Origin of the sequence: Psychrobacter sp. SZ93C1 (assembly GCF_015864635.1) — a bacterium.
Classification (GTDB): Bacteria; Pseudomonadota; Gammaproteobacteria; order Pseudomonadales; family Moraxellaceae; genus Psychrobacter; species Psychrobacter fozii.
The window spans coordinates 307,701-330,115 of sequence record NZ_JADYWY010000003.1 but is presented as its reverse complement, the minus strand read 5'-3'; the positions used below and the strand labels follow the sequence as shown (position 1 = coordinate 330,115).

The following is a 22,415-nucleotide window of genomic DNA, read 5'->3' as shown; positions in this document are numbered from 1 at the left end:
AGTAAAAAAGATGAGGCAAATATTAAGCGATAGCGACAGGCTGCCCAGTAATAGGATGACTGAGCAATTGCATATCGACATTGAAGATATTGTGTAATATGTCTGATTGCATGGTGCTTTTGATATCACCGTTGTGGCACACTTGGCCGTTTTTCAGTGCGATAACTCGATCAGCATACTGCGCGGCCAGATTGATATCATGGACAATAATGATCACACTCAAGCCCTGCTCATCCACCAAACGACGAATCAGTTGAATCACTTCAAGCTGATAATGCATATCAAGTGCCGCCAAAGGCTCATCTAATAACAGGTATCGAGTGTCTTGCGCCAGACACATCGCCAGCCAAACACGCGCGCGCTCCCCGCCTGATAATGTGGCCGTAATACGGTCAGCGAACGCCTCAACTTGTGTGGTACGCATCGCTTCTGCGACCTTATCTTTGTCTATCCGAGTAGGCTTTTGTAGCCATTTTTGATGAGGATAACGCCCTAGCATGACCAGCTCACGTACCGTAAACCCAGCAGCCTCAGGCAGTTGCTGCGGCAAGTATGCCATTTGTCGTGCCAACTCCTTGCTACTGTAGCTACTCATAGGACGATCATCTAAGCTGACGCTACCGCCATTACTTATCATCTCGCCTGCCAACGCTTTGATCAAAGTTGACTTGCCAGAGCCATTATGTCCCACCAAAGCAACCAATTGATTGGTATCAATTTCACAGCTCACATTGTCTAGCAAGGTGTTTCCTTGACGACTGATAGTCAGTTGGTTTGCACGTAACATAGCGATACTCGTCATTAATTTAAGTCGTGGTATTTATATTGGAAAGCCAATAAAAACCGATTTTACTCGTAAACCGTAATAAAAACAATTATCATTAAGATAAAATACAACTCTTTTAATCTTTTATGCATAATTGTTCGTGAGTACATATATGACCTATTCTATTTCCCCTGCTAAAAATGAGCCTGATATTCAATCAAACGTCTACACTTCCCTAGATATCCCAGAACTTGCCCATACTATTGCTCATATCAATGAAGAGCATTTCGACGAGTTACTCGGATTTTTGAAGGCGTTTACTTCCCTGACGACCGATGAGATGGATAACGCAGATATACAGTTGACTGATATTTATGCTGAAGGTGTCGCATTACGGGTACAGCCGAACAATTCAGCGCATCCGCGCGCAGACGATCAAAATACAGCCGTTCAATATCATGATTTTTTTATCCCCTTTACCGCGCCTATCACACAGCTTAGCGAACTACAGACGCAATACATTTTGCTTAAACAACGCGCAGATAAAAAACTCGGCAAAAAAACCATCAAACTGACTGAGCAAAAATTTATCGTACAAGACAGCTATCAGGTCAGCGAAAACATGCTGCGTCTGGTCTTGACAGCACCAGAAACCAATACCTCTAATCCAGTACCCGTCAATGAAGCAGGTTATGCGTACTTATTTGATTTAGAGCATAACGTCACTGATGAGCATGATCGACCTTCGCGCTCCCATTGCTATTACACATTAAGAAAAGCATGGTCAACCTCGGATTGCATGCAGGCATGGGTTGATGTGTTTCTACACGGAGATACTTCTGGTGGTAATTGGGCGAGCTCATTGCAAGCAGGTGATAGCGTGATCAGTAAGCGTGAGTTTCCAGAGAAAGTTGAGCATCTGCATGAAGGCCAAGCGCTGCTAGTAGCAGATGAGACTTCGATGCCAACCGTGGCACGCTTACTGGAGCTGTGGGACAATCCTCTACCACCACTCATCCTCTGTGTTACTCAAGATGAAAAAGATCAGGCTTATTTTAATGACGTTAAAATAAACGCTGATAACATGAGCAGTGACATAGAAAGCAATACAGATAATAAATTTATAGTACTGCCATTAGTGACAGATCAGGTAAATTCAGGAAAAGAGTTAGCCACGTTGATAGACAATACGGTGGGCGACTATCTAGCCACGCATCCGCTAAAAATTGATAAGGTCTGGGGAGCGCTTGAAGCAGGTGCTGCAAAATCACTGCGTCGGTTACTCAAACAAAGACTCACATTAGAGCGCGCTGATGCGGTCGTTAAAGTCTATTGGCGTAAGGACTGAAGCAGGCATAAAGACTACTATAATAAAAGCTGAGGCAGTAAAAGCTGAGTCTATATGAATGATGCTGAGCAGATGAGAAATATACACGTTTTGAGCAGATTGAAGTGAGAACATGTTCTGGGGTCTACCCTAAGAATGGACTATATAGTCATTGACACAAAGCAATCCTTCAAAGCATGGAACAAAGCCAGTATCATATGGTGCATTCAATAATACCGAAAGGAACACAACGTGTCACAAGCTCAGACCAACAGCCCCACTAGCAGTGAAACAACTGGCCTTAGCAAAGAACAGCATTCATCGTTAAAGATATTAACCGTTGTCGGCTATCTAGAAGGCACTTCTTTCTTATTGTTAATGGGTATTGCCATGCCACTTAAATATATGATGGGCATGCCCGAAGCGGTAAAATATATCGGTATGGCACACGGCATATTATTTATCGCTTATATCCTTGTCCTACTAATTACTGTCGGTAGAATAAAAATGCCACTCTGGGCCATGCCTGCAGGCGTCCTTGGATCATTTTTACCCTTTGGACCATTTGTATTCGATCATTTTCTGAAAAAAACTTTGAACAAAAATGCAGAAAAGTAAGCGTAAAAACATCTTTCTAATACAGCTAAATAAGATACCCCGATGCCTCTCATGAAAGGCTCATCGGGGTATTTTTTTGCCAGTTTATCAATATCCTCTTCGATATTTTATTTCTTGTAATGAGTAAGGTAGTTACTACTTAATGACTCTTTATTCGACTAATAGTCACTCCCGTAAAGCCAAAGAGCAGCGTTAATAGCAGCGACAAATAACAGAAAAACGCATAAGGCAGGTAATCTAATACTGGCACCCCTAGCGCCTGACTGATAAACACCCCACACACACTCCAAGGCACCAGCGGATTAATCACCGTCCCCGCATCCTCAATAGTACGAGACAGATTTTTAGGATGTAAATTCAAACGCTCAAACGTCGAACGAAACGCCGTCCCTGACAGTAAAATACTCAAATACTGCTCACCGATAAGTACATTGATGCTCAGTGCTGACATCGCAGCCGCAAAGATCGCCCGTCCTGATGTCGTTAACGTGTCTTTAATACCAGATAGCAGCGCCGGTAACACACCCAATGCCGTGAGTAACCCGCCGAGACTGAGTGCCAATATCACAATCGCTTGCGTAAAGAACATACTTTGTACACCGCCACGCGATAGCATACCCCCTACTTCACCCAGCTCTAGTGACTCAGCCGGTGCATATCCTGCAAACAGATAACCACCTAATTGTCCAAAGCTTGGACTGCTATGTATATAAGTGATGATAAGCGCCACCGCAATGGTGCAAATAATCGTATAGATGGCATTGACACGAAAGACAGCCAGTCCAACTAATACCACAAACGGTAATACCGCATAATTATGTACCAAGCCACTGTCGATGAGCTGCCCTTGGAGAATAGTCACCTGACTAAGATCAGAACCCGCTGTCTGGCCTGAAAACATCCAGAACAAGATAACCGTGAGTATCCAAGCAGGTACCGTCGTGTACATCATATTGCGAATGTGCTCAAACAGATCGATACCAACAACGGATGAGGCGATGGTACAGGTATCAGACAAGGGTGACATCTTATCGCCAAAGAACGCTCCTGAGACGACGGCACCAGCCGCAATTGCTACATTGGCATCAAAGGCATTACTCATGCCAATAAACGCCACACCAAGGGTCGCAGCGGTAGTCAAACTACTACCCAGTGCAATACCAATGATAGAAGTAAGCACAAAGGCAGAAATATAATAGTACTCTGGTGATATGAGTTGAAAGCCGAAGTACATGAGGGTGGGTATGGCACCAGACATCATGAGAGCGGCGACCATCAGACCAATAAAGAAGAAGAGGTAGATGGCACCGATACCGCGCATGATGCCTGAGGCCATTTGTGCTTGCATGTCATCAAAGCTCAGTCCTTTAAAGGCGCCAATGCCCAGTAAGACACAGATAGCGAGTATCAATGATAAATGCGGCACCCAACCAAAGCCAATCATGGTAACACCCATGATGCCGATGACGATGGCTGATATGATGAAGGCTTGCTGAGGAGAAATATGGGTGAGAATTCTTGGAGGCATCACACATCCTTATGTTGCCAGTTAAATTTAGTTTTCGAATTGACGAGTCGTTTTACGCTTGATCTAGCAAGCGATCGGTCTTAGCCGCCATGACAAAATCATTGCGATGTAGACCTTTGATACTATGCGACCACCAAGTGACGGTCACCTTGCCCCACTCTACCAGCATGCCCGGATGATGCCCCTCTGCTTCTGCAATGTCTGCCAACTGATTGGCAAATGCCATTGCGGTGACGAAGTTTTTGAATTTATATTGACGTTGTAATTGCTTGATACCATCCACTTCAATCAACGACCAATCAGGAATCTGCTGTAACAGCTCACGCGCCTCAGCATCATCAACTTTCGGTGCGCCGATACGGCAGGCTTCGCAGCTGTCTTGTGATAATGTCGTCATAATAAAATCCTTTTATAGTGGCTATTTTTAATGTCGGTTTTTAGGGCGTGCCCTCATTTTAAAAATGGTGATAAAAATGAGACAAATCGCAGTCAAACAAGGAAAATAGCGCAGATAATATCGAGATATTAGTCAGCTATTTGACGCTGTTTGGCAAGATTTAGCCATTTTTAACCCATTTAGATGACTATCGATTGAATTGAGGACATGCCCTAATAACTATCTTTTTAATACTCGTACATCCATGTTGAGATAGCTTTGCTGCTATCTCAATACTCCGTACTGAAATGACTGTATTTACGTTTGAGGTTTAACGGATTTTTTCTGGATATGTTGGTTCAAACAACTCAAGTGACATGGCTTGCTTGACCGTACCCATGATATCGCTATCGACGATGTCAAATAACGTATCCAAGTCATCAATGACATAATAAATCGGCTGGATATGATCGATACGATAAGGGGTACGCAGCACATCAAGTAAATCAAATGCCCGATGCTCTGGTAAAGAGTGGGGCTGCCGCTCTGGGTGCTGTTGAGATGCATCGCTGAGCGCATACACTGTCTCAGAAGGCGAGCTTAATATACCGCCGCCGTAGATTCGACGATTTTCAGTGTGACGACCGACCAGTCCAAACTCGATGGTGAACCAATAGAGCCTTGCCAAAAACCATCTTTCTTCTTTACTGGCATTCAGACCCAGCTTGCCATACGTCTCGTTAAACGTCGCAAACGCGGGATGGGTCAATAGTGGGCAATGTCCGACGATTTCGTGAAAAATATCAGGTTCTTCGATATAGTCCATGTCATCAAATCGGCGGATAAAGGTTGCGACTGGAAAAGATTTGTTAGCCAATAATTTGAAGAATTTTCCAAAGCTGATTAAAGCAGGAACAGCAGCCGTTTGCCAGCCAGTGGTCGCTTGTAATACCTCGTCAATATCTCGTAGCTGAGGAATACGTGTGGTCGGTAGGTTTAATTTGTTCAAACCCTCTAGATATGCAGTACAAGCACGATTGGGTATATGCTGAGCTTGACGCGCTAGCAACGCTTGCCACATCGCATGCTCATCCTCACTGTAGTGAATATGACCATTACTATCTGGCTGATGCGATATGTAAGGTTGTTTTTTATTCGTCGCGTTAGGACGACTGGGCGCATCGTCGCTTTGCTTGTTAGTTGCAACGCTATTGGTACCGATGGCTGTATTGAGAAGGTCTATATGTGATAGGCGTTCCATGCCTGCATTCCTTTTATCGAAATCCGTACGTTACCTTTGCACTTGTGACATTTGTACTCGTGCTTTTAGGTAACGTACTTATTGAAGAGTACTTGAGGACAAGCCAAACTCCTTTTGTCTTGTCCAGTTGTTGAATTTTTTGAGTGTAGAGTGGTTTTATGGTGTTTCAGTCTCTGGCTGACCAACCGTGCCGCGACGTACTTGATCGCGTTCTATCGACTCAAACAATGCTTTGAAATTACCTTCACCAAAGCCGTCTGCATAATCGCCTTTACGTTGGATAAACTCGAAGAACACTGGACTACCCAAGATGGTTTCAGAGAAAATCTGGAGCAGTAGACGTGGTGTGCCACCTTCAGTCGTGCCATCTAATAAAATACCACGCGTTTGCAGGTCATCAACGTTCTCGCCATGGTTTGGCAAGCGCTCACTCAACATTTCATAGTAAGCAGCGGTTGGTGCGGTCATGAGCGGAATACCAGCCGCTTTGAGCTTATCGATACTGCCAAACAAATCGTCGCAAGCCAATGCAATATGTTGGATGCCTTCGCCATTGAAATGCATCAAATACTCTTCGATTTGCCCACCGCCCTGCTTGGCTTCTTCATTTAGCGGAATACGGATTTTGCCATCAGGCGCCGTCATGGCTTTACTGGTCAGCCCTGTGTATTCACCTTTGATATCAAAATAGCGAATCTCACGGAAATTAAAGATACGTTCATAGAAGTTGGCCCAATAAGCCATACGACCACGGTAAACGTTATGGGTTAAATGATCGATGACTTTGAAACCATGTCCGACAGGACGTCTATCGATGTCTGCAAAAAATTCAAAGTCGACGTCATAGATAGACTCACCATCTTTATAACGGTCAATCAGATAAATCAGTGAACCACCAATGCCCTTAATTGCTGGCAATCTCAGCTCCATCACACCAGTCGGTACGTCTACTGGCTGCGCGCCCATTTCGATAGCACGCTCGTAAGCTTTTTGGGAGTTTTGTACGCGAAAGCCCATGCTACAAGCACCAGCGCCATGCTCTTCAACAAAGTAACTGGCTTGGCTTTTTGGTTCACGGTTTAGGATAAGGTTGATGTCACCTTGGCGGTAGAGCGCAACGTCCTTTGAACGGTGATTGGCCACATGTGCAAAGCCAAGCTGCTTAAATAGTGCATCGACAGCATCTGGTTTAGGCGAGGCGAATTCAACAAAATCAAACCCATTTAGTCCCATCGGGTTTTCAAATAAATCTGCCATTGTAATCATCCTTAATTTCAATTGGTGGTAAACAGTCGGTTAGTAGTAAAAGTCCATAAAACGATTGGTAATCAATCTTTATTGTTGACGTTGTATTTATATTAGATTAGCTTTATTTATAAGACTAATTGTTTTTTATGATTTATTTATCAGGTTTACTTATGAATATCAGCATTCGCCAACTTACCGCATTTATCCAAGTTGCTGACAACGGCAGTTTCACTCGTGCCAGCGATCAGATGCATTTGACCCAATCTGCCGTTAGTGGTTTGATCAAAGAATTAGAATCTAGCCTCGGCATCGTGTTATTCGACCGTACGACCCGCCAGCTATCTCTCTCCGCAGTCGGACGGCATCTATTGCCACAAGCACGGCGCATCTTGAATGAGATGCAACTGTTTGAAAATGAAGCGAGTAGCTTGACCAGCCTAGCGCAAGGTCAAGTGCGACTGGCCGTTTCCCAGTTCGCAGCTTCCTCTATGCCAGCAGTGATCGCTCAGTTTGCCAAAAAACATCCCGAGATTAGCGTGTCGTTGGTAGATTGCTCTGCAGAGAACTTACTGAGACATATCCAAGATATCGAAGTAGATTTAGGAGTCGGTACCGAGCTTGACTTTACGGAGACGGAGGATAACATCAGGGCAGATTTGTTATATCAGTTGCCATTTTGCGTGGTCATGCCAGATAGCCATGCATTGGCACAAAAGAGTGAAATTACATGGCAGGATTTATTAGACATTCCACTCATCACGCTGCAAGGGCCATTTATAGAGCAAGTGACCGCGGAACTGGACGAGCGTATCACCACTCATATCCAGCAAGCGCGCTATAAAGTCAATTTTATGTCCACGGCGCTTGAGATGACCCGTCAAGGATTTGGCATTACGCTGTGCCTGCCCTACATGCCCGAAGTTATCGACTGGGTAAGTGCCAACGGGTTACAGATGCGGCCACTGGCACAGCCTGTTAGAATGCGTCAGTTCTTTATCTATCAACGGGCGTCTCGTGCTTTGTCACCAGCGACCATCGCGTTTAAGATGTTTTTGCAAACGTATTTTTCGAGCCACTTTAACGATTTACAGCGTATTTGAGTATTATTGTTGGGCGACTCAGAAAATGAGCAAGGTAAAGCAAATGATAAGATGACGCAGATAATATCGAAACGCTAACTGGCTATTTGATGCTGTTTGGCAAGATTTGATCATTTTTAACCCATCTAGCTGGCCATTGATTGAGTTGAGGGCATTCCTTCGTTAATTATTTTATAAATTCACCAGAATAACTGAATCTGATATTGAGTTAACGGCCGATTTGCTCTATTCTTTTTAACGCCTCAATTTATATCTCTTGTAAGGAAAAAAAATGTTTGAACGTATCGATTATTATGCGGGTGATCCAATCCTAGGATTGATGGACAAGTTTGCAGCAGACAACAACCCAGATAAAGTAAATTTAGGCGTGGGCGTCTATTATGATGAGGATGGCAAGTTGCCAGTACTCGAGTGTGTAAAAATCGCTGAGCAGCGTATTGCAGACCCAGTATCTCCTCGTCCATACTTACCGATGGCTGGCTTACCAGGACACCGTAAAGGCTGTCAAGAATTGCTGTTTGGTAAAGACGCTCAAATCTTAAAAGACGATTTGGTTGCGACCATCGCGACTATCGGCGGTTCTGGTGCGTTGAAAGTAGGTGCAGAGTTCATGCATCAATGGTTCCCACAAGCCAAGTGCTACGTGAGTGATCCAACGTGGGGCAACCACATTGCTATCTTTGAAGGCTCTGATGTTGAAGTCGGTAAGTATCCGTACTACGACAAAACAACCAGTAGCATCAAATTTGACGAGATGATTGCGTTTTTTGAAACATTGAACAAAAACGACGTCATCTTGTTACACCCTTGCTGCCACAACCCAACTGGTATGGACTTGACCCGTGAGCAGTGGGATACCGTGCTAAACGTCATTCAAGCTCGTGAATTGATTCCATTCATGGACATTGCTTACCAAGGTTTTGGCGAAGACATGGACAGCGATGCTTATGCTATTCGTAAAGCCGTAGATATGGGTCTGCCACTGTTTGTGAGCAACTCATTCTCTAAAAACTTATCGCTATACGGCGAGCGTGTCGGCGGTCTATCTGTCGTTTGCCCAACAGCAGATGAAGCCAAACGCGTCTTCGGTCAGCTAAATGCGACTGTGCGCCGCATCTACTCAAGCCCACCATCACATGGTGGCCGTGTCGTCGATATCGTGATGAACGACGAAGTATTACATGAGCAATGGGTTGGTGAAGTTTACGCGATGCGTGATCGTATCAAATCTATGCGTACCAAGCTAAAATCAGTATTAGAAGCTAAAATCCCTGGTCGTAGCTTTGATTACTTGACCGATCAAAACGGTATGTTCAGCTTTACTGGTCTCACTCCTGAGCAAGTCGAACAGCTACAAACCAAGTTTGGTATCTACATGGTATCTAACTCGCGTATGTGTGTTGCGGGCTTGAACAGCAGCAATATCGATTATGTTGCCAATGCAATGGTTGAAGTCTTAAAAGACTGATTTAATCACGCATTAAAAACGTAACCTAGTAAAGAACAGATATCAATAAAAAGGCTGAGCGATTGCTCAGCCTTTTTTTGTGTGCAGTATTTAGGGCATGCCCTAGTCAAAACCATGTAGTCAAAACAACGGTAATAACTGTTTAAAGAAGCTTTTTACGAAAGACATTGCACAAAAAAACTTGCAATCGATATACCAATAAATTACATTATACGTAAGTAGTTAATTATAACGTAATTCATAATTTATATTAGCAAGGAGCAAACCCATGTCAACGATTGACACAAGCCTCACCTCTTTTATCGATATCGCTGCTGATTCTGACTTTTCAATCCACAATCTCCCTTATGGTATTTTTAGCGATACCAAAGATACGGCTGGTGATAACAATCGCCGCGCTGGTGTTGCCATCGGTGAGCACGTATTGGATCTATCTGTACTCGAAGCCGAAGGCTTATTAAGCTTAGATGGTGGCCCATACTTTGATCAATCCACTCTAAATGCTTTTATCGACTCAGGTCGAGACAACTGGAAGCAGGCACGTACAACCATTCAAACGCTACTATCCAGCGACAATGACATCTTACGTGACAATGCAGACTTGCAGAAAAAGGCACTGTTTAAACAAGCAGACGTCACCATACATTTGCCTGTACGAGTGCCCGGATTTACTGATTTTTACTCTTCTAAAGAGCACGCGACCAACGTCGGCACCATGTTCCGTGATCCAAACAACGCCCTATTGCCTAACTGGACTGAAATGCCTGTCGGCTATAACGGACGCGCCAGCACCGTCATCGTGAGCGGAACGGATATCGTACGCCCATCAGGCCAGCTAAAACCCAATCCTGATGACCGTCCTATTTTTTCTGCCTGTAAGCGCTTGGATTTTGAATTAGAGACTGCATTTGTCGTTGGTAAAGGCAATCATATCGGTCAACCAATCGCCGTAGATGAGGCCTCTGATCATATTTTTGGCATGGTGCTGCTCAACGACTGGTCGGCACGAGATATCCAAAAATGGGAATATGTGCCTTTAGGGCCATTCAATGCCAAAACCTTTGCTTCTGAGGTTTCTCCTTGGATTGTCACCATGGATGCACTGGCACCGTTTAAAACAGCTTGTCCAGCACAAGAACCCAAGCCGCTTGCTTATCTGAACGAAAAAGCGAGCGATAACAGCTTTGATATCCATCTATCGGTTGAGTTACTACCTAAAGATGCAGAAGCAGCGACGGTCATTTGCGAGACCAATTTTAAATACATGTACTGGTCCATGGCACAGCAGCTTACCCATCACACCATCACTGGCTGCAAAGTTGAAGTCGGTGACATGATGGGCTCAGGTACGATTTCAGGCCCAACGCCTGACTCTTATGGCTCGATGCTAGAGATTGCTTGGAACGCTACCAAACCAGTCACGCTAAAAAGCGGCGAGACACGCAGCTTTATCGAAGATGGTGACACGGTCATTATGAAAGGCTATAGCGAAAAAGATGGCATTCGTGTTGGGTTTGGTGAAGTGCGCGGCAAGGTATTACCAGCGCTTAGCTTTGATTTTGATAAATAACAACCGTATATAAAAAAGGCGTAAAAGTAGATGTAAACTGTCAGACAACGATGATATACCGTCTATAAGCACTGGCAGTTTGTCTACTGATATTAACGATACGCCCTATCAAAAGGAGTTTGATATGAGCTTTACCATTGAAAAAATTCATCATGTGGCTTATCGCTGCAAAGATGCCAAAGAAACCGTCGAATGGTATCAAGAACACCTAAACATGGATTTCATCTTAGCATTCGCAGAAGACCATGTACCTTCAACCAAAGCCTTTGACCCTTATATGCATGTCTTCTTGAATGCTGGTAGTGGCAATGTTTTAGCTTTCTTTGAAGTGCCCAACCAACCTGAAATGGGCTTTGATCCAAATACCCCAAATTGGGTGCAGCATTTGGCGCTAAAGGTCAAAGATCGTAATGAGCTACTAGTTGCCAAAGAGCATTTAGAACAAGGTGGCATTGACGTCATTGGCGTGACCAATCACGGCATTTTTCACTCAATTTACTTCTTTGATCCCAATGGGCATCGTCTTGAGTTGACCTATGACGATCCGACCTCAGAAGACAAAGTCTCGATGATTACAGACGCCATCAAGCAAGACATGCTAGATGAGTGGTCTCGTACCAAACGCGCCCCAGCACATACGCAGTTTTTGCACAGTGAAGAGTTGGCTGAAGCAAGAGAAATCGCGCCTGTCGGTGAGTAATTGCCCTATCATTCTGTTTGCTACCTTTTTTCATATGACTAATTAATCATCGCTTTAAGCTTAAAAGTGATGATTAGTGACACACCCTACGTAGCAAAAGATAGCACACGATATCTAACCATCATGAAAGGATTCTATGATGAAAGTAAAAGCACCCTTAGGAATACTCTTAGCTGCCTCGATTGCGATGACTGGCTGCTCCAATAACGACCAATCGGTCAGCACATCTACGAATACAGGTGAAGTGACGACATTGCGCTTCTCGCATTTTATGACTGCCACTGACAATATAAACACCGAAGCGTTAGAACCATGGGCAAAGAAAATTGAAGCGGATTCAAAAGGCCGATTAAAGGTTGAGATATACCCTTCTGCGACGCTCAGCAAACCAGGGTCTACTTATGATGCTACAGCGAAAGGTAGTGTGGATATTGGTATGCAAGCGCAAGGATATACAGCAGGACGATTCCCTTTGACTCAAATCGTAGAGTTGCCAGGCATCACAAATACTGCACAGCAGCAGAGCTGTATACTTCATAAACTATATGACGAGGGTGTCATTAAAGACGAGTACGAAGACACTCACTTGCTAGCGCTGATAGGCACTGGACAAGGTGCACTTCATACGGTTGATAAACCGATTCGTACACCAGCTGATATGAAAGGTCTCCGTATTCGCCAACCGTCTGCGGTTGCGAGCCATATTATCGAAGCCACTGGTGCTGCACCTGTCGGCATGCCTGCCAGTGATACTTATACCTCTCTGCAGCGCGGTGTCATTGATGGACTCAGTTTTACTTGGCAACCTATTCAAGCGTTTCGCCTTGATGAGTTAATCAATACACACACCAACATTCCTTTTTATAATTCTACGTTTGTGATCAGTATGAACAAAGAGAAATATAACAGCTTGCCTGATGACCTCAAAAAAGTGATTGATGACAATTCTGGCGCAGAGCTGGCAGCACATATCTCTAAAGTATTTGACGTCAGCAATGCCAAAGCGATGGCCGCCGCCAAAGCAAAAGGCGATATTATGATTGATATTCCTGATCCACTCAATGACCCAGATTGGAGAGGCCCATTAATGGAAGGCTCTCAACATTACCTTGATGAAGTGAATGCGACTGGCCTAGACGCTGACAACGTATACGAAAAAGCAAAAGCGGCCAGTAGCGCCTGTATGGTCTAAAGGATACATATCAAATGACTATGGCGTGAATTGAAGGCACGCCCTAGCTTATAGCACCACATACTGGCTAGGCAATTTGATAACGCTGTGCTATCGCCAGTATTTGCTTAACCACGTTATGTTGCTCGCTCATCGGTAACTGCTCTGTCGTTCCAATGATAGTGATGGCATATTCTAGCGGTAGCGCTTCGTTAACAGTTTTATCACTACTCGCAGATAGGTTAACAGCGCTACTGGCAAGCTGTGGCAATATGACAGGAATCGTAATGGCGTTAATACCCATGAGCATATCGCCCGTCACTGTCGCATAGCCTTGAGTACGAATGTTGGCTTGCAGCTGGACAAAGTGCTGCCACTTCCCTGCCATATCTGCTGCGGTATCGCTTGGATACCATTCAGCTGTGACCAATGGCTGAATGACGGCTTCAGGTTGATAACTGGCAAATAATTGCCCTGTGGCCGATGTCGTCAAGGGCATACGCGAGCCGATGCGAGTGATGATGCTAATCGGACTGTCTGGCTCAACGGACTGAATAATAATAGGGCCTTCACTAAACCATTTGGCAATTTGCACACCGCAATTTAAAGTGTCTTTGATTTCATTAGCCACTTGTGTGAGGCGTGCCAATAGATTGTTTTGGTTGAGTCCAGTATGTCCTAATGATGCCAATGCATTGACTCTATCGCCAAGCCCATAGCGACCATCATCGAGCTTACGCGCATAGTTTTTGCGGATGAGGCTGACCAAGTAACGATGGGATTTTGCTGGATGCATTTGCATGGCTTCAGCGATATCCTTTAGCATCATAGGCTCATTGCGGTCGATCAGCACATCTAGAATCGACAGCCCAATCTCAAGCGACTGGACGCCACTTTGGTTTTTACTGGTGATAGAACTGTCTATAAGGGTTTTGTCTGCTGGCATGATTTGCTCGATTCTGGTGTGCTTGATTATTTTTTAATGATGGTTTGCTTGATAGTGGTTTTTTCAATCGAAATAACACTTATTCTTATAAAAACACATCCCCATAAGGACATGAATCATGATGACACTTTATGGCTACTTTCGTAGTAGCACGTCTTACCGCACTCGTATCGCGATGAACCTAAAAGGCTTGGATTACGATGATATCACGATCAATCTGGCACAGGATGAACAGTTAGAATCTGCCTTCAAAGCGATTAATCCGCAAGGACTGGTGCCTGTCCTACAGACTGACGATTTACTATTATATCAAAGTCCAGCTATCTTGGAGTGGTTAGAAGAGGTCTACCCTGAGCAGCCATTATTGCCTAATAATGCTGCTGGGTGTATGCATGTACGCGCGTTAAGCGCTATGGTTGGTTGCGATATCCACCCACTTAATAACCGCCGCATCTTACAGTACCTGCGCAAGGAGCTGTCGGTAGACGAGGAAGATGTGATTGCATGGTGCAATCGCTGGATTAGCGAAGGATTTGCCGCTTTGGAAAAAATACTGGCAAAAGATAAAACTCGTGGAAAGTTTTGCTACGGTGACAGCCCTACGTTTGCAGACTGCTATCTCATTCCGCAAGTCGCTTCTGCTCGCCGCTTCAAAGTAGACCTCAGCGCTTATCCCAATATTATAGACATTGATGCGCATTGCCGCACGCTAAAAGCCTTTGCAGACGCAGAACCTATGCAGCAACCTGATGCACCAAAGTCTCAATAAGTCGCTAAAGATGACTAACCAATATCATTACATCCCTTCTAATCGCTCTTCTCTCAATACAGTATGGCATATATGCAAATTATTGATTATATAGTGAGCAACTGTTGGATATTTTTGATAAAATACTTTATATATCAAATATAGAATTAATTAAAATTCATTGATTATAAATAATTACACTGTTTTATCAATTATAAAAGGTTGGGGATAATGGACGATAACACTTCGCTAAACAAGACAGACCTTCTACCCTCTGATGCAGCCAATGAAATTTGCCCATTAGCTGTATCCGCTAGAGAGGATACTGAAGCCGCTAGAAAAATTGCACCGACCGTGGTCAAGCAGCTTTCAGAATCGGCACTATTTAGAATGGGATTGCCAAAATCATTGGGAGGATGGGAAGGCAACCCTGTAGAAACCTTGAAAGTGTATGAGACATTAGCCAGTGCTGAAGCTTCAGTGGCTTGGATCGTTTGGAATAACCATTTAGCGTGTACGTTTGGCAGGTTTTTAGACGAGTCTAGTATGAAAGAGATATACAACGACCCCTCCCACGTTTATGCCAACTCAGCACGTCCCGAGGGCGTTGCCACAGTGGTCGATAATGGCTATATGGTATCTGGTCGATGGACACTGGTATCCGGATGTGAATTGGCTGATTGGTTTGTGCTGCGCTGTTTGGTGGTCTCAGAAGGTTCTCCAACCACTCTGGGGCCAGGAGCGAATCTAAAACTGTTTTTTATTCCAAAGACAGAAGTAGAAGTCATTGATACGTGGAATGTTGGCGGATTGAATGGTACAGGCAGTCACGACATAGTCATCAAAGATGCCTTTGTAAAAGAAGCTTATGCTGTTGGGTTTGATAGCCCTGTCACCATCGACAATGCTTATAGTCGCCTGCCTATTGGTTGTATCAATGCAGCAGGTTGTGCTGCCATGTCTCTAGGTGTATTAAAGGCCGCAATGGACGACTTGATTGATATGTGTCTTGAGAGAGTCACGCCTGGTAAGAACCCAGATCTACGCGACCGCGCCACCGTACAAGCTACCATCGCGAAGAGTAAAACCCTATTAGCATCTAGGCGCTTACAGTTACAGGATAGCGTCGAGACATTATGGAATGAAGCGCAGCAACAGAATACCTTTACCGATGTGCAACTTGCGGATGTCTGGGCAGCATCATGTGAGGCTGCCAGAGAAGCTCGAGCGATGGTATCTGAAATCTATGCGGTTGCGGGCACTGCTTCATTGTATAAACAACATAAAATAGAAAGAGCGCATAGAGACATTCATGCGATTTTGCAACACGGCATTGTGCAGCCTCATTGGATGAATCAAGCAGGCATGGCCTATGTTGGATTAACACCAAATGCTGCGATGTTTAGAGTATAGTCAAACCCATACAAATCCGCTACATTGTCATCCTCGCTAAACATACTCATGTATAGTTTGCACTCGGCTTCCTTGTATCAAAAGTATCGAAATTGTTTGAACTCAACTATATGAATGTGACTTCTATAATAGGTACTAGCGCTTGTACAACGTAAAGTACAAGCGCTTTTTATTGCTTAGAATTTACTGCTTAACAATTGCGTAAAACACCTATTACTTACCCGTAAAAAGCAAGACATTCGATGTCTTGCTTTTTTGTATTTGATTGACAATCATAATTGAACAACCTCTTCAATCAAAATGGAAGCCTGCACCAATCGCGCCGCCTGCATTGCCCTGAGTATCTGCGGTACCATTTATCTTCATGACCCAACGACCATCATTCGATAATTTGGAGAAACCAACAGCAACCGCACTTTCTCCATTATACGTACCAACACCACCACTGATCATTGACTTACCTGCAATATAAGCTTGTGGTAATGAAGACATCGCCATTGCTGCTGAAATACCAGCGTTAGCATTCTCTTCGACTTCACCAATTTTATAGCCTAGATCGCTCATATTGTTATTGAGTCTGCTATCTAGCGCGCTCAATTGACTGTAGTTGACAGCATCAGTCGCTTCGACGCCATCAGCGACACCTGTTATGCGCTGATTACCAGCATATAGACCTTGAGCAGTCATGCTTGGGCCATCTTGCATGCTGATGCCACTATTATTGATAACCGTCGTCCCCACTGTGACACTATCAACACTGATGTTACCGTTCAAATCAAACTTGATACTACTGCCCTCTGCGGTAGTGGTTATGTTATTGCCACCTGTAAAGCTCAGGACACTACCGTCTCCAACTGGCTTACTGATATTAGCGCCACTGTCTGCACCAAAGTTAAGTCCAGCATCAAGCTTGTCCGTGTTGGTTTTAATGTTCGTGGTGTTAGTCATAATATTGCTAGTGTTCGTAGCGACATTAGTTGTATTGGTCGTGATATTACTAGTATTCGTAGCGATATCATTTGTATTGGTAGAAATATTGGTTGTGTTAGTGGCAATGTTCGTGGTGTTGACCTGCACATTTTCATTGATTTCAATGGTGCCTTGTCTGATAGAAGCAATCGCACTATCTATATTGCCCTCACCTGTTCCACCGATGTTGCTATTGGTGAACGTACCACTCTCAGAATTGTAAACAGTGTCACCACCGATAATGCTGCTGATACCACTCCCTTGTGCATAAAGCTGACTGCCATTGATAGCATCTTGGCTGCCAGCTGTTACCTCACCATTTTGGACGTTGGTGACTTTGTTATTAGCGGCATCAATGCCACTTTTCGTGACGCTTGGACCACCTGCAATGGTCAACCCATTGTCATTCATAATGGTATCACCAGTGGTTACACTATCTAAGATGATATCTGGGTTTAGATCAAAGCTAATATCATTAGCATTGGTAGGTATTGCTGCATCTTGTAGTCCCGTACTAGCAGCAAAGGCATTGGCATCATTCACTGATGTTCTAGATACTTTGATATTACCATCTCTACTGTTCAGATCGAGAGCATCTCCTTGTTTGACCATGGTAGCAATATCACCTTGAGCCGTAACTCCCCACCCTTGATCTAAGGCAATAGTCACTTCTTTTAATTGCCCAACATTTACAGCATCTGTATCTAGCACACCTTCCCCAACGTTGCGGATAGTGTTGCCTCCATTGTCTAAGCCACGGCTACTCAATGAGACCTGTGAAACCATTCTACCTAAGCCATTATTAACGAAGGTAAAGCCTGCATCACTCATGATGCTATTACCTACTTGCATACTGCCAGTATCCCCTAGGTCTAGTTGGTTATTTAGCTTGACCTGAACACCGGTCTCAGAAGCAATAGTAGTCAGGTTGCTATCACCTGTGACATTGATAGTATCACCCAATGCAAATTGCTGATCATTGTCGCTATTACCGTCACCTATTTTGATACCTTTGGCAATTTCATCATTGGTCGTTGTGAGCTGTGCAAAGTTGACGGCATCACTTGGTGCAATTCCTTCAGCGACTTTGATAATTCTATTATTACCATTATCAAGCCCTTCATTGCTAAGCGTAATGGTCTGATTAGGGCCATCAGTTATGGTGATACCTGCATTATTCAGTACCGTGTTTTCCATTCTCACGCTACCATTTTTACCAAGTACCACATCTTCAGCCAATCTAACGTTTAGATTGCCTTCATCATCAGCGATGACACCGATATTGTTCTCAGTTAATTCTGTTGCGCCGCCTTGAACTGTCAATGTCTGACCTAGTTTGCGATTGACGACAACTGCTGTATCGTCTCCGGTAAAGTTCAAACCCAAATCAACGGTGCTATTGGTTGCATTTAACTGGCCAACATTGACAGCATCTGTATCTTCCTCACCATTATCTACGTTAGTGATTTTATTCCCGCCGTTATTGAGACCACTATTGCTTAGGCTAACTGTACTACCACCCAAGAAGCTGACACCATCCGTGTTTAGCAATGTATCGCCTGTAGTAACGTTATTGAAAACAACTTCATCTGCTGTCGCCACTTTAATACCACCGTTCTCAGCGGTTAAGACAATATTATCTCCTGTTAGGAAGTTGGCCGTGTTGTCAGTTTGATTAAGCGTTTTTACCTCAGCGCCATCTATTTGAGTAATGACCGTTTGTATGGCACTGTCAGCTTTCACTAAACTGGCTTTGCTAGCTTCACTCAAGTCAACTGCATAGTCAGTCGTATTAGTCGCCATGTCTTTGTCACCTGCGGTAACTGTAACGGCCGAAGATCCTGCTGAGGTAGTCACGCCATTGGCATTGACTGTGTAAACGTCTTGCCCTGTGACACCATCGGTTGAAAAATCGACACTAGATACGTTGGTTCCTTTGACAACCTTGGTTCTAGCAGCGGCAGATGAACTGTTGAGCTGACTAACATTGACGGCATCGCCTAATGCGCTACCATCCGCTACATTGGTGATTCGATTACCACCATTATTAAGACCGCTGCTACTCAATCTGACGGTACTGCCACCAAGGAAGCTGATACCAGCTGTGTTTAGCAATGTATCCCCTGTAGTGACGCTAGTGAAAGCAACTTCATTTTTTGTAGCGACCTTAATACCACCATCCTCAGCGGTGAGAACGATATTATCACCTGTTAGGAAATTGGCGGTATTGTCAGTTTTATTGAGTGTTTTGACATCAGTACTATCTATTTGAGTAATGACATTCTGTATAGCGCTATCTGCCACATTTGATACATCTTCTAATTGACCAAAATTCACTGCATCAAGAGTAGTTGTGCCTGCCTCGACGTTTGTGATTTTCTTATTAGCAGCATCAATACCACCACTCTTAGTGACACTTGGACCACCAATAATATTGACACCATTACTAGATATAAGAGTCGTAGATAAAGGTGAGGAGACTGCAATACCCAAACCACTAACAGTAGTATTAAGCAGTGCATTACCTGTTTTCAGGCCCAGTTTATTAACGGTCGTGACAGGTCCCAGTCCAAAGGGTGAGCTACTACCCATTTTCACGCTACCATAATGACCTAGATCAAGGTTGTCATTGAGTTCAACTTCGATTTTGCCATTATTTACTCGTGTGTCGATGTTGTTATTAGAGCCAACCACCTCGACTGCTTGTCCCAGTGGCTTAGATACAGTGTTGCCATCAGCAGCTTTTAATGCAAATCCCAAGTCAGACACATCAGTAATCGCTTTGTTCAAGTCGCCGATGTTCGCAGCGTTGGATGCTGTTGTACCACCACTTGCGACGTTTGTAATTTGATTGCCGCCATTATTAAGACCACTGCTGCTTAATCTAACAGTACTGCCACCCAAGAAGCTGACACCATCTGTGTTTAGCAATATATTACCTGTAGTAACACTATCTAAACCTGTGACGTCTTTTGCCAGTTTAAGAGTCAAAGTATCAGATCCATCAGCAACCACACCGATATTGTTGTTATTAGACAGCTTTGCACTATCAGTCTCCCCACCTTTTACAATGAGCTGTTCACCGAGTTTACGGTTGATAGGAGTACCAGTATCACCGCCGAAATCCATACCTTTATCAAGTGTGCTGTTGATACCGTTTTGCAGCCCCTTTAGCTGCGCGACATTCACTGCATCACTATTATTCGTACCTGCAGCAACGTTGACAATCTGACGATTGCCACCCTCTGACCCAGTACCAACTGATACAGCGCCGAGTGTCACACTTTTTGTCGCCATAATAGCATTTTCATCAATTAATAAAGTTCCTATTGGCACAAATCCAGTGGCTCCACCTGCGACATTAGCAATGGATTTTGATCCCAGTGCCACGCCATTTTGGGTAGCAGATTGAGCACCTGCACCAAGCGCCAACGCACCTTTTTCGGTAGCGGAAGATGCCACACCAAATGCGGATGAAGCGGTTTCAGAAGCGCTAGCATGTGTACCTATCGCTGTCGCAAGATGACCTTCTGTACGGGCTTTAACACCGATTGCTATGGAAGCCGCACCACCCGATTCGGTGTGCCCAGTATAGGGATCGTTTAGATCCAATAAATCTCGACCAGCATATTCGTTAAACGCGGTATTCACTGTCCCACTATTCAGAGTAGTGTCAGTGATAGTACCATCGAGATTATATATCGATGCTAAGTTTAAATCGTCTCCACCAATGGCAATAGAAGATCCACCTCGTGAGACGACATTTGCACCGATAGCGATAGATTGCTCACCACTCGCCAGCGTTTGTTGCCCAGATTCCGAACTACCAATCGCAATGGTTTGACTGCCAGTTGCTTTTGCATTGCCACCCATCGCCATGGCGTTATAACCTGTTGCCCCATCATTGTTTAAATTACCGCTAGCGGTTGAATTTACGCTATAGTATTTGGTTTTATTCGCTGCTACTGTGTTGCTTAAGCTATGCAGTTGCGAGCCATTAACCGCCTCTTTGCTACTAGCACTAATCAAACCACTATCTACGTTAACGATTTTTTTATGACCAGCATTGATACCAGTAGATGAAATGACAACGCCGCCATTGAAGATCGCACTTTCTAGATCGGTTAGATTTTTTGCCAGTTTGATGGTTAAGGTATCACTTCCATCAGCCACCACACCTATGTTATTGCCGCTAGCAAGCTTGGTGGTATCAGCTTCGCCACCTTTAATATTTAACGTTTTGCCGTGTTTTCGTATGATGGTGCCACCAGTATCACCATCAAATTTCAGGCCATTATTGCCATTGTTGCCATTATTGCCATTGTTGCCATTGTTGCCATTGTTGCCATTGTTGCCATTGTTGCCATTGTTGCCATTGTTGCCATTGTTGCCATTGTTGCCATTGTTGCCATTGTTGCCATTGTTGCCATTGTTGCCATTGTTATTATGACCATAACCGTTACCATTTCCATGGCTTTCGTGGCCATAACCATTTCCGTTGCCATGGCTTTGGTGACCCGTAATATGAATGATATTGGAATGATTGACCTCAGCATTTGCTTGCATACCAAAACCAGCCGCAAGCAGCCCAAGCCCTATCGCGCTCAAGCGCAAGGTATGAATAGAAGACAGGTTAGATGTTGTATTGATGGTAGCATTAGCGCTCACACTAGATTTGGAAGACTTACCACGCCCCTTCGCATACTCACCGACTGCGGTAAAGCAACTTAAGGCTTCATTCCAGATGACTTTATAAATGCGGTTCATGACATGTACTCCCTTACAGAATGGTTAGAATTAAAAACCAAAGACAAGATCCATCTTGTAGAGAGTTGTTATGACGAAATAAAATGATTTATGAGCTTATAGCAGTGAGGCCTTTATGGGTTATTGTTTGTGTTAATCGTTGAAAAATAAGACATTTTATTTCTTGAAATCTTTATTACTCTCTGTATATATTAGTATTACCGAATATATACAGAGAGACAATGCCGTTTGTCTTGACTTTAATACCGACTGTCTTATATATGTCGAAAAATGAATATAAAGAATGGTATAAAATCATAAAAAAATACAATTGTCCACTTATTTACCTAAAAATATGCTCTTATCGATATATCAAAGATATATCGATAAGAGCGTATTTACTATGCTAATGATAGTCGGTTCAATATATTTACGGCTTTAGAATTTAACTATAGATAAT

General features: G+C 43.9%; 16 protein-coding genes. 9 read left to right on the top strand and 7 right to left on the bottom strand.

Features of this window, described 5'->3' with window-relative positions:
- Positions 1 to 22: 22 nt before the first annotated feature.
- Complete coding sequence (locus tag I6E83_RS06005; RefSeq protein ID WP_197100372.1) at positions 23 to 787, bottom strand: ABC transporter ATP-binding protein; 765 nt, start codon at positions 785 to 787, stop codon at positions 23 to 25.
- Positions 788 to 938: 151 nt separating this feature from the next.
- Between I6E83_RS06005 and I6E83_RS06000 the strand changes: the two genes are divergently transcribed.
- Both I6E83_RS06000 and I6E83_RS05995 read left to right on the top strand, forming a co-directional pair.
- A complete protein-coding gene (locus I6E83_RS06000; protein WP_197100370.1) occupies positions 939 to 2,114 on the top strand; it encodes a siderophore-interacting protein in 1,176 nt (391 codons plus the stop codon).
- Positions 2,115 to 2,345: 231 nt separating this feature from the next.
- Positions 2,346 to 2,711 carry a DUF3817 domain-containing protein gene (locus tag I6E83_RS05995; protein WP_110924387.1) on the top strand — a complete coding sequence of 122 codons (366 nt, stop codon included), beginning with the start codon at positions 2,346 to 2,348 and terminating at the stop codon, positions 2,709 to 2,711.
- A 139-nt stretch (positions 2,712 to 2,850) separates the two neighbouring features.
- Here the strand turns inward: I6E83_RS05995 and nhaC are convergent, their stop codons facing one another.
- From nhaC to hppD, 4 genes are all read right to left on the bottom strand, one after another.
- Positions 2,851 to 4,239 (bottom strand): Na+/H+ antiporter NhaC, encoded by a 1,389-nt coding sequence (gene nhaC / locus I6E83_RS05990; RefSeq protein ID WP_197100368.1) that lies wholly within the window; start codon positions 4,237 to 4,239, stop codon positions 2,851 to 2,853.
- Positions 4,240 to 4,291: 52 nt separating this feature from the next.
- Positions 4,292 to 4,636, bottom strand: coding sequence for a 4a-hydroxytetrahydrobiopterin dehydratase (locus I6E83_RS05985; RefSeq protein WP_197100366.1), 345 nt, complete (start codon positions 4,634 to 4,636; stop codon positions 4,292 to 4,294).
- Between the two features lie 310 nt (positions 4,637 to 4,946).
- Entirely contained in the window at positions 4,947 to 5,876 is a 930-nt protein-coding gene (gene phhA, locus I6E83_RS05980; RefSeq protein ID WP_197100364.1) for a phenylalanine 4-monooxygenase, read from the bottom strand.
- A 156-nt stretch (positions 5,877 to 6,032) separates the two neighbouring features.
- Positions 6,033 to 7,133, bottom strand: coding sequence for a 4-hydroxyphenylpyruvate dioxygenase (gene hppD, locus I6E83_RS05975; RefSeq protein ID WP_197100362.1), 1,101 nt, complete (start codon positions 7,131 to 7,133; stop codon positions 6,033 to 6,035).
- A 161-nt stretch (positions 7,134 to 7,294) separates the two neighbouring features.
- On the opposite strand from hppD, the gene I6E83_RS05970 reads away from it, so the two are divergent.
- The 5 genes from I6E83_RS05970 to I6E83_RS05950 all read left to right on the top strand — a co-directional run bounded on the left by I6E83_RS05970 (position 7,295) and on the right by I6E83_RS05950 (position 13,154).
- Positions 7,295 to 8,224: a LysR family transcriptional regulator gene (locus I6E83_RS05970; protein ID WP_110923089.1), complete on the top strand. Its 930-nt coding sequence runs from the start codon at positions 7,295 to 7,297 to the stop codon at positions 8,222 to 8,224.
- A 271-nt stretch (positions 8,225 to 8,495) separates the two neighbouring features.
- Positions 8,496 to 9,692 (top strand): aromatic amino acid transaminase, encoded by a 1,197-nt coding sequence (locus I6E83_RS05965; RefSeq protein WP_110922861.1) that lies wholly within the window; start codon positions 8,496 to 8,498, stop codon positions 9,690 to 9,692.
- A 268-nt stretch (positions 9,693 to 9,960) separates the two neighbouring features.
- Positions 9,961 to 11,262, top strand: coding sequence for a fumarylacetoacetase (fahA, locus tag I6E83_RS05960; protein ID WP_197100361.1), 1,302 nt, complete (start codon positions 9,961 to 9,963; stop codon positions 11,260 to 11,262).
- A gap of 124 nt (positions 11,263 to 11,386) precedes the next feature.
- A complete protein-coding gene (locus tag I6E83_RS05955; RefSeq protein WP_197100360.1) occupies positions 11,387 to 11,962 on the top strand; it encodes a VOC family protein in 576 nt (191 codons plus the stop codon).
- 139 nt (positions 11,963 to 12,101) lie between these two features.
- A complete protein-coding gene (locus I6E83_RS05950; protein ID WP_197100529.1) occupies positions 12,102 to 13,154 on the top strand; it encodes a TRAP transporter substrate-binding protein in 1,053 nt (350 codons plus the stop codon).
- 67 nt (positions 13,155 to 13,221) lie between these two features.
- Here I6E83_RS05950 and I6E83_RS05945 read toward each other — a convergent pair whose 3' ends face one another.
- Positions 13,222 to 14,079 carry an IclR family transcriptional regulator gene (locus tag I6E83_RS05945; protein WP_197100359.1) on the bottom strand — a complete coding sequence of 286 codons (858 nt, stop codon included), beginning with the start codon at positions 14,077 to 14,079 and terminating at the stop codon, positions 13,222 to 13,224.
- 121 nt (positions 14,080 to 14,200) lie between these two features.
- Between I6E83_RS05945 and maiA the strand changes: the two genes are divergently transcribed.
- The gene (gene maiA, locus I6E83_RS05940) at positions 14,201 to 14,848 is read left to right on the top strand and encodes a maleylacetoacetate isomerase (protein ID WP_197100527.1); all 648 of its coding nucleotides are present in this window, start codon (positions 14,201 to 14,203) and stop codon (positions 14,846 to 14,848) included.
- Between the two features lie 210 nt (positions 14,849 to 15,058).
- A complete protein-coding gene (locus I6E83_RS05935; protein WP_197100358.1) occupies positions 15,059 to 16,240 on the top strand; it encodes an acyl-CoA dehydrogenase family protein in 1,182 nt (393 codons plus the stop codon).
- Between the two features lie 291 nt (positions 16,241 to 16,531).
- On the opposite strand, the gene I6E83_RS05930 is transcribed toward I6E83_RS05935, so the two are convergent.
- The gene (locus I6E83_RS05930) at positions 16,532 to 21,976 is read right to left on the bottom strand and encodes a YadA-like family protein (RefSeq protein ID WP_197100357.1); all 5,445 of its coding nucleotides are present in this window, start codon (positions 21,974 to 21,976) and stop codon (positions 16,532 to 16,534) included.
- Positions 21,977 to 22,415 lie beyond the last annotated feature (439 nt).

What these genes read in the sequence shown, in the direction of transcription:
- I6E83_RS06005 (WP_197100372.1), bottom strand. Translation starts at nt 787, where the DNA reads ATGTTACGTGCAAACCAACTGACTATCAGTCGTCAAGGAAACACCTTG.
- I6E83_RS06000 (WP_197100370.1), top strand. Translation starts at nt 939, where the DNA reads ATGACCTATTCTATTTCCCCTGCTAAAAATGAGCCTGATATTCAATCA.
- nhaC (WP_197100368.1), bottom strand. Translation starts at nt 4,239, where the DNA reads ATGCCTCCAAGAATTCTCACCCATATTTCTCCTCAGCAAGCCTTCATC.
- I6E83_RS05985 (WP_197100366.1), bottom strand. Translation starts at nt 4,636, where the DNA reads ATGACGACATTATCACAAGACAGCTGCGAAGCCTGCCGTATCGGCGCA.
- phhA (WP_197100364.1), bottom strand. Translation starts at nt 5,876, where the DNA reads ATGGAACGCCTATCACATATAGACCTTCTCAATACAGCCATCGGTACC.
- hppD (WP_197100362.1), bottom strand. Translation starts at nt 7,133, where the DNA reads ATGGCAGATTTATTTGAAAACCCGATGGGACTAAATGGGTTTGATTTT.
- I6E83_RS05970 (WP_110923089.1), top strand. Translation starts at nt 7,295, where the DNA reads ATGAATATCAGCATTCGCCAACTTACCGCATTTATCCAAGTTGCTGAC.
- I6E83_RS05965 (WP_110922861.1), top strand. Translation starts at nt 8,496, where the DNA reads ATGTTTGAACGTATCGATTATTATGCGGGTGATCCAATCCTAGGATTG.
- fahA (WP_197100361.1), top strand. Translation starts at nt 9,961, where the DNA reads ATGTCAACGATTGACACAAGCCTCACCTCTTTTATCGATATCGCTGCT.
- I6E83_RS05955 (WP_197100360.1), top strand. Translation starts at nt 11,387, where the DNA reads ATGAGCTTTACCATTGAAAAAATTCATCATGTGGCTTATCGCTGCAAA.
- I6E83_RS05950 (WP_197100529.1), top strand. Translation starts at nt 12,102, where the DNA reads ATGAAAGTAAAAGCACCCTTAGGAATACTCTTAGCTGCCTCGATTGCG.
- I6E83_RS05945 (WP_197100359.1), bottom strand. Translation starts at nt 14,079, where the DNA reads ATGCCAGCAGACAAAACCCTTATAGACAGTTCTATCACCAGTAAAAAC.
- maiA (WP_197100527.1), top strand. Translation starts at nt 14,201, where the DNA reads ATGACACTTTATGGCTACTTTCGTAGTAGCACGTCTTACCGCACTCGT.
- I6E83_RS05935 (WP_197100358.1), top strand. Translation starts at nt 15,059, where the DNA reads ATGGACGATAACACTTCGCTAAACAAGACAGACCTTCTACCCTCTGAT.
- I6E83_RS05930 (WP_197100357.1), bottom strand. Translation starts at nt 21,976, where the DNA reads ATGAACCGCATTTATAAAGTCATCTGGAATGAAGCCTTAAGTTGCTTT.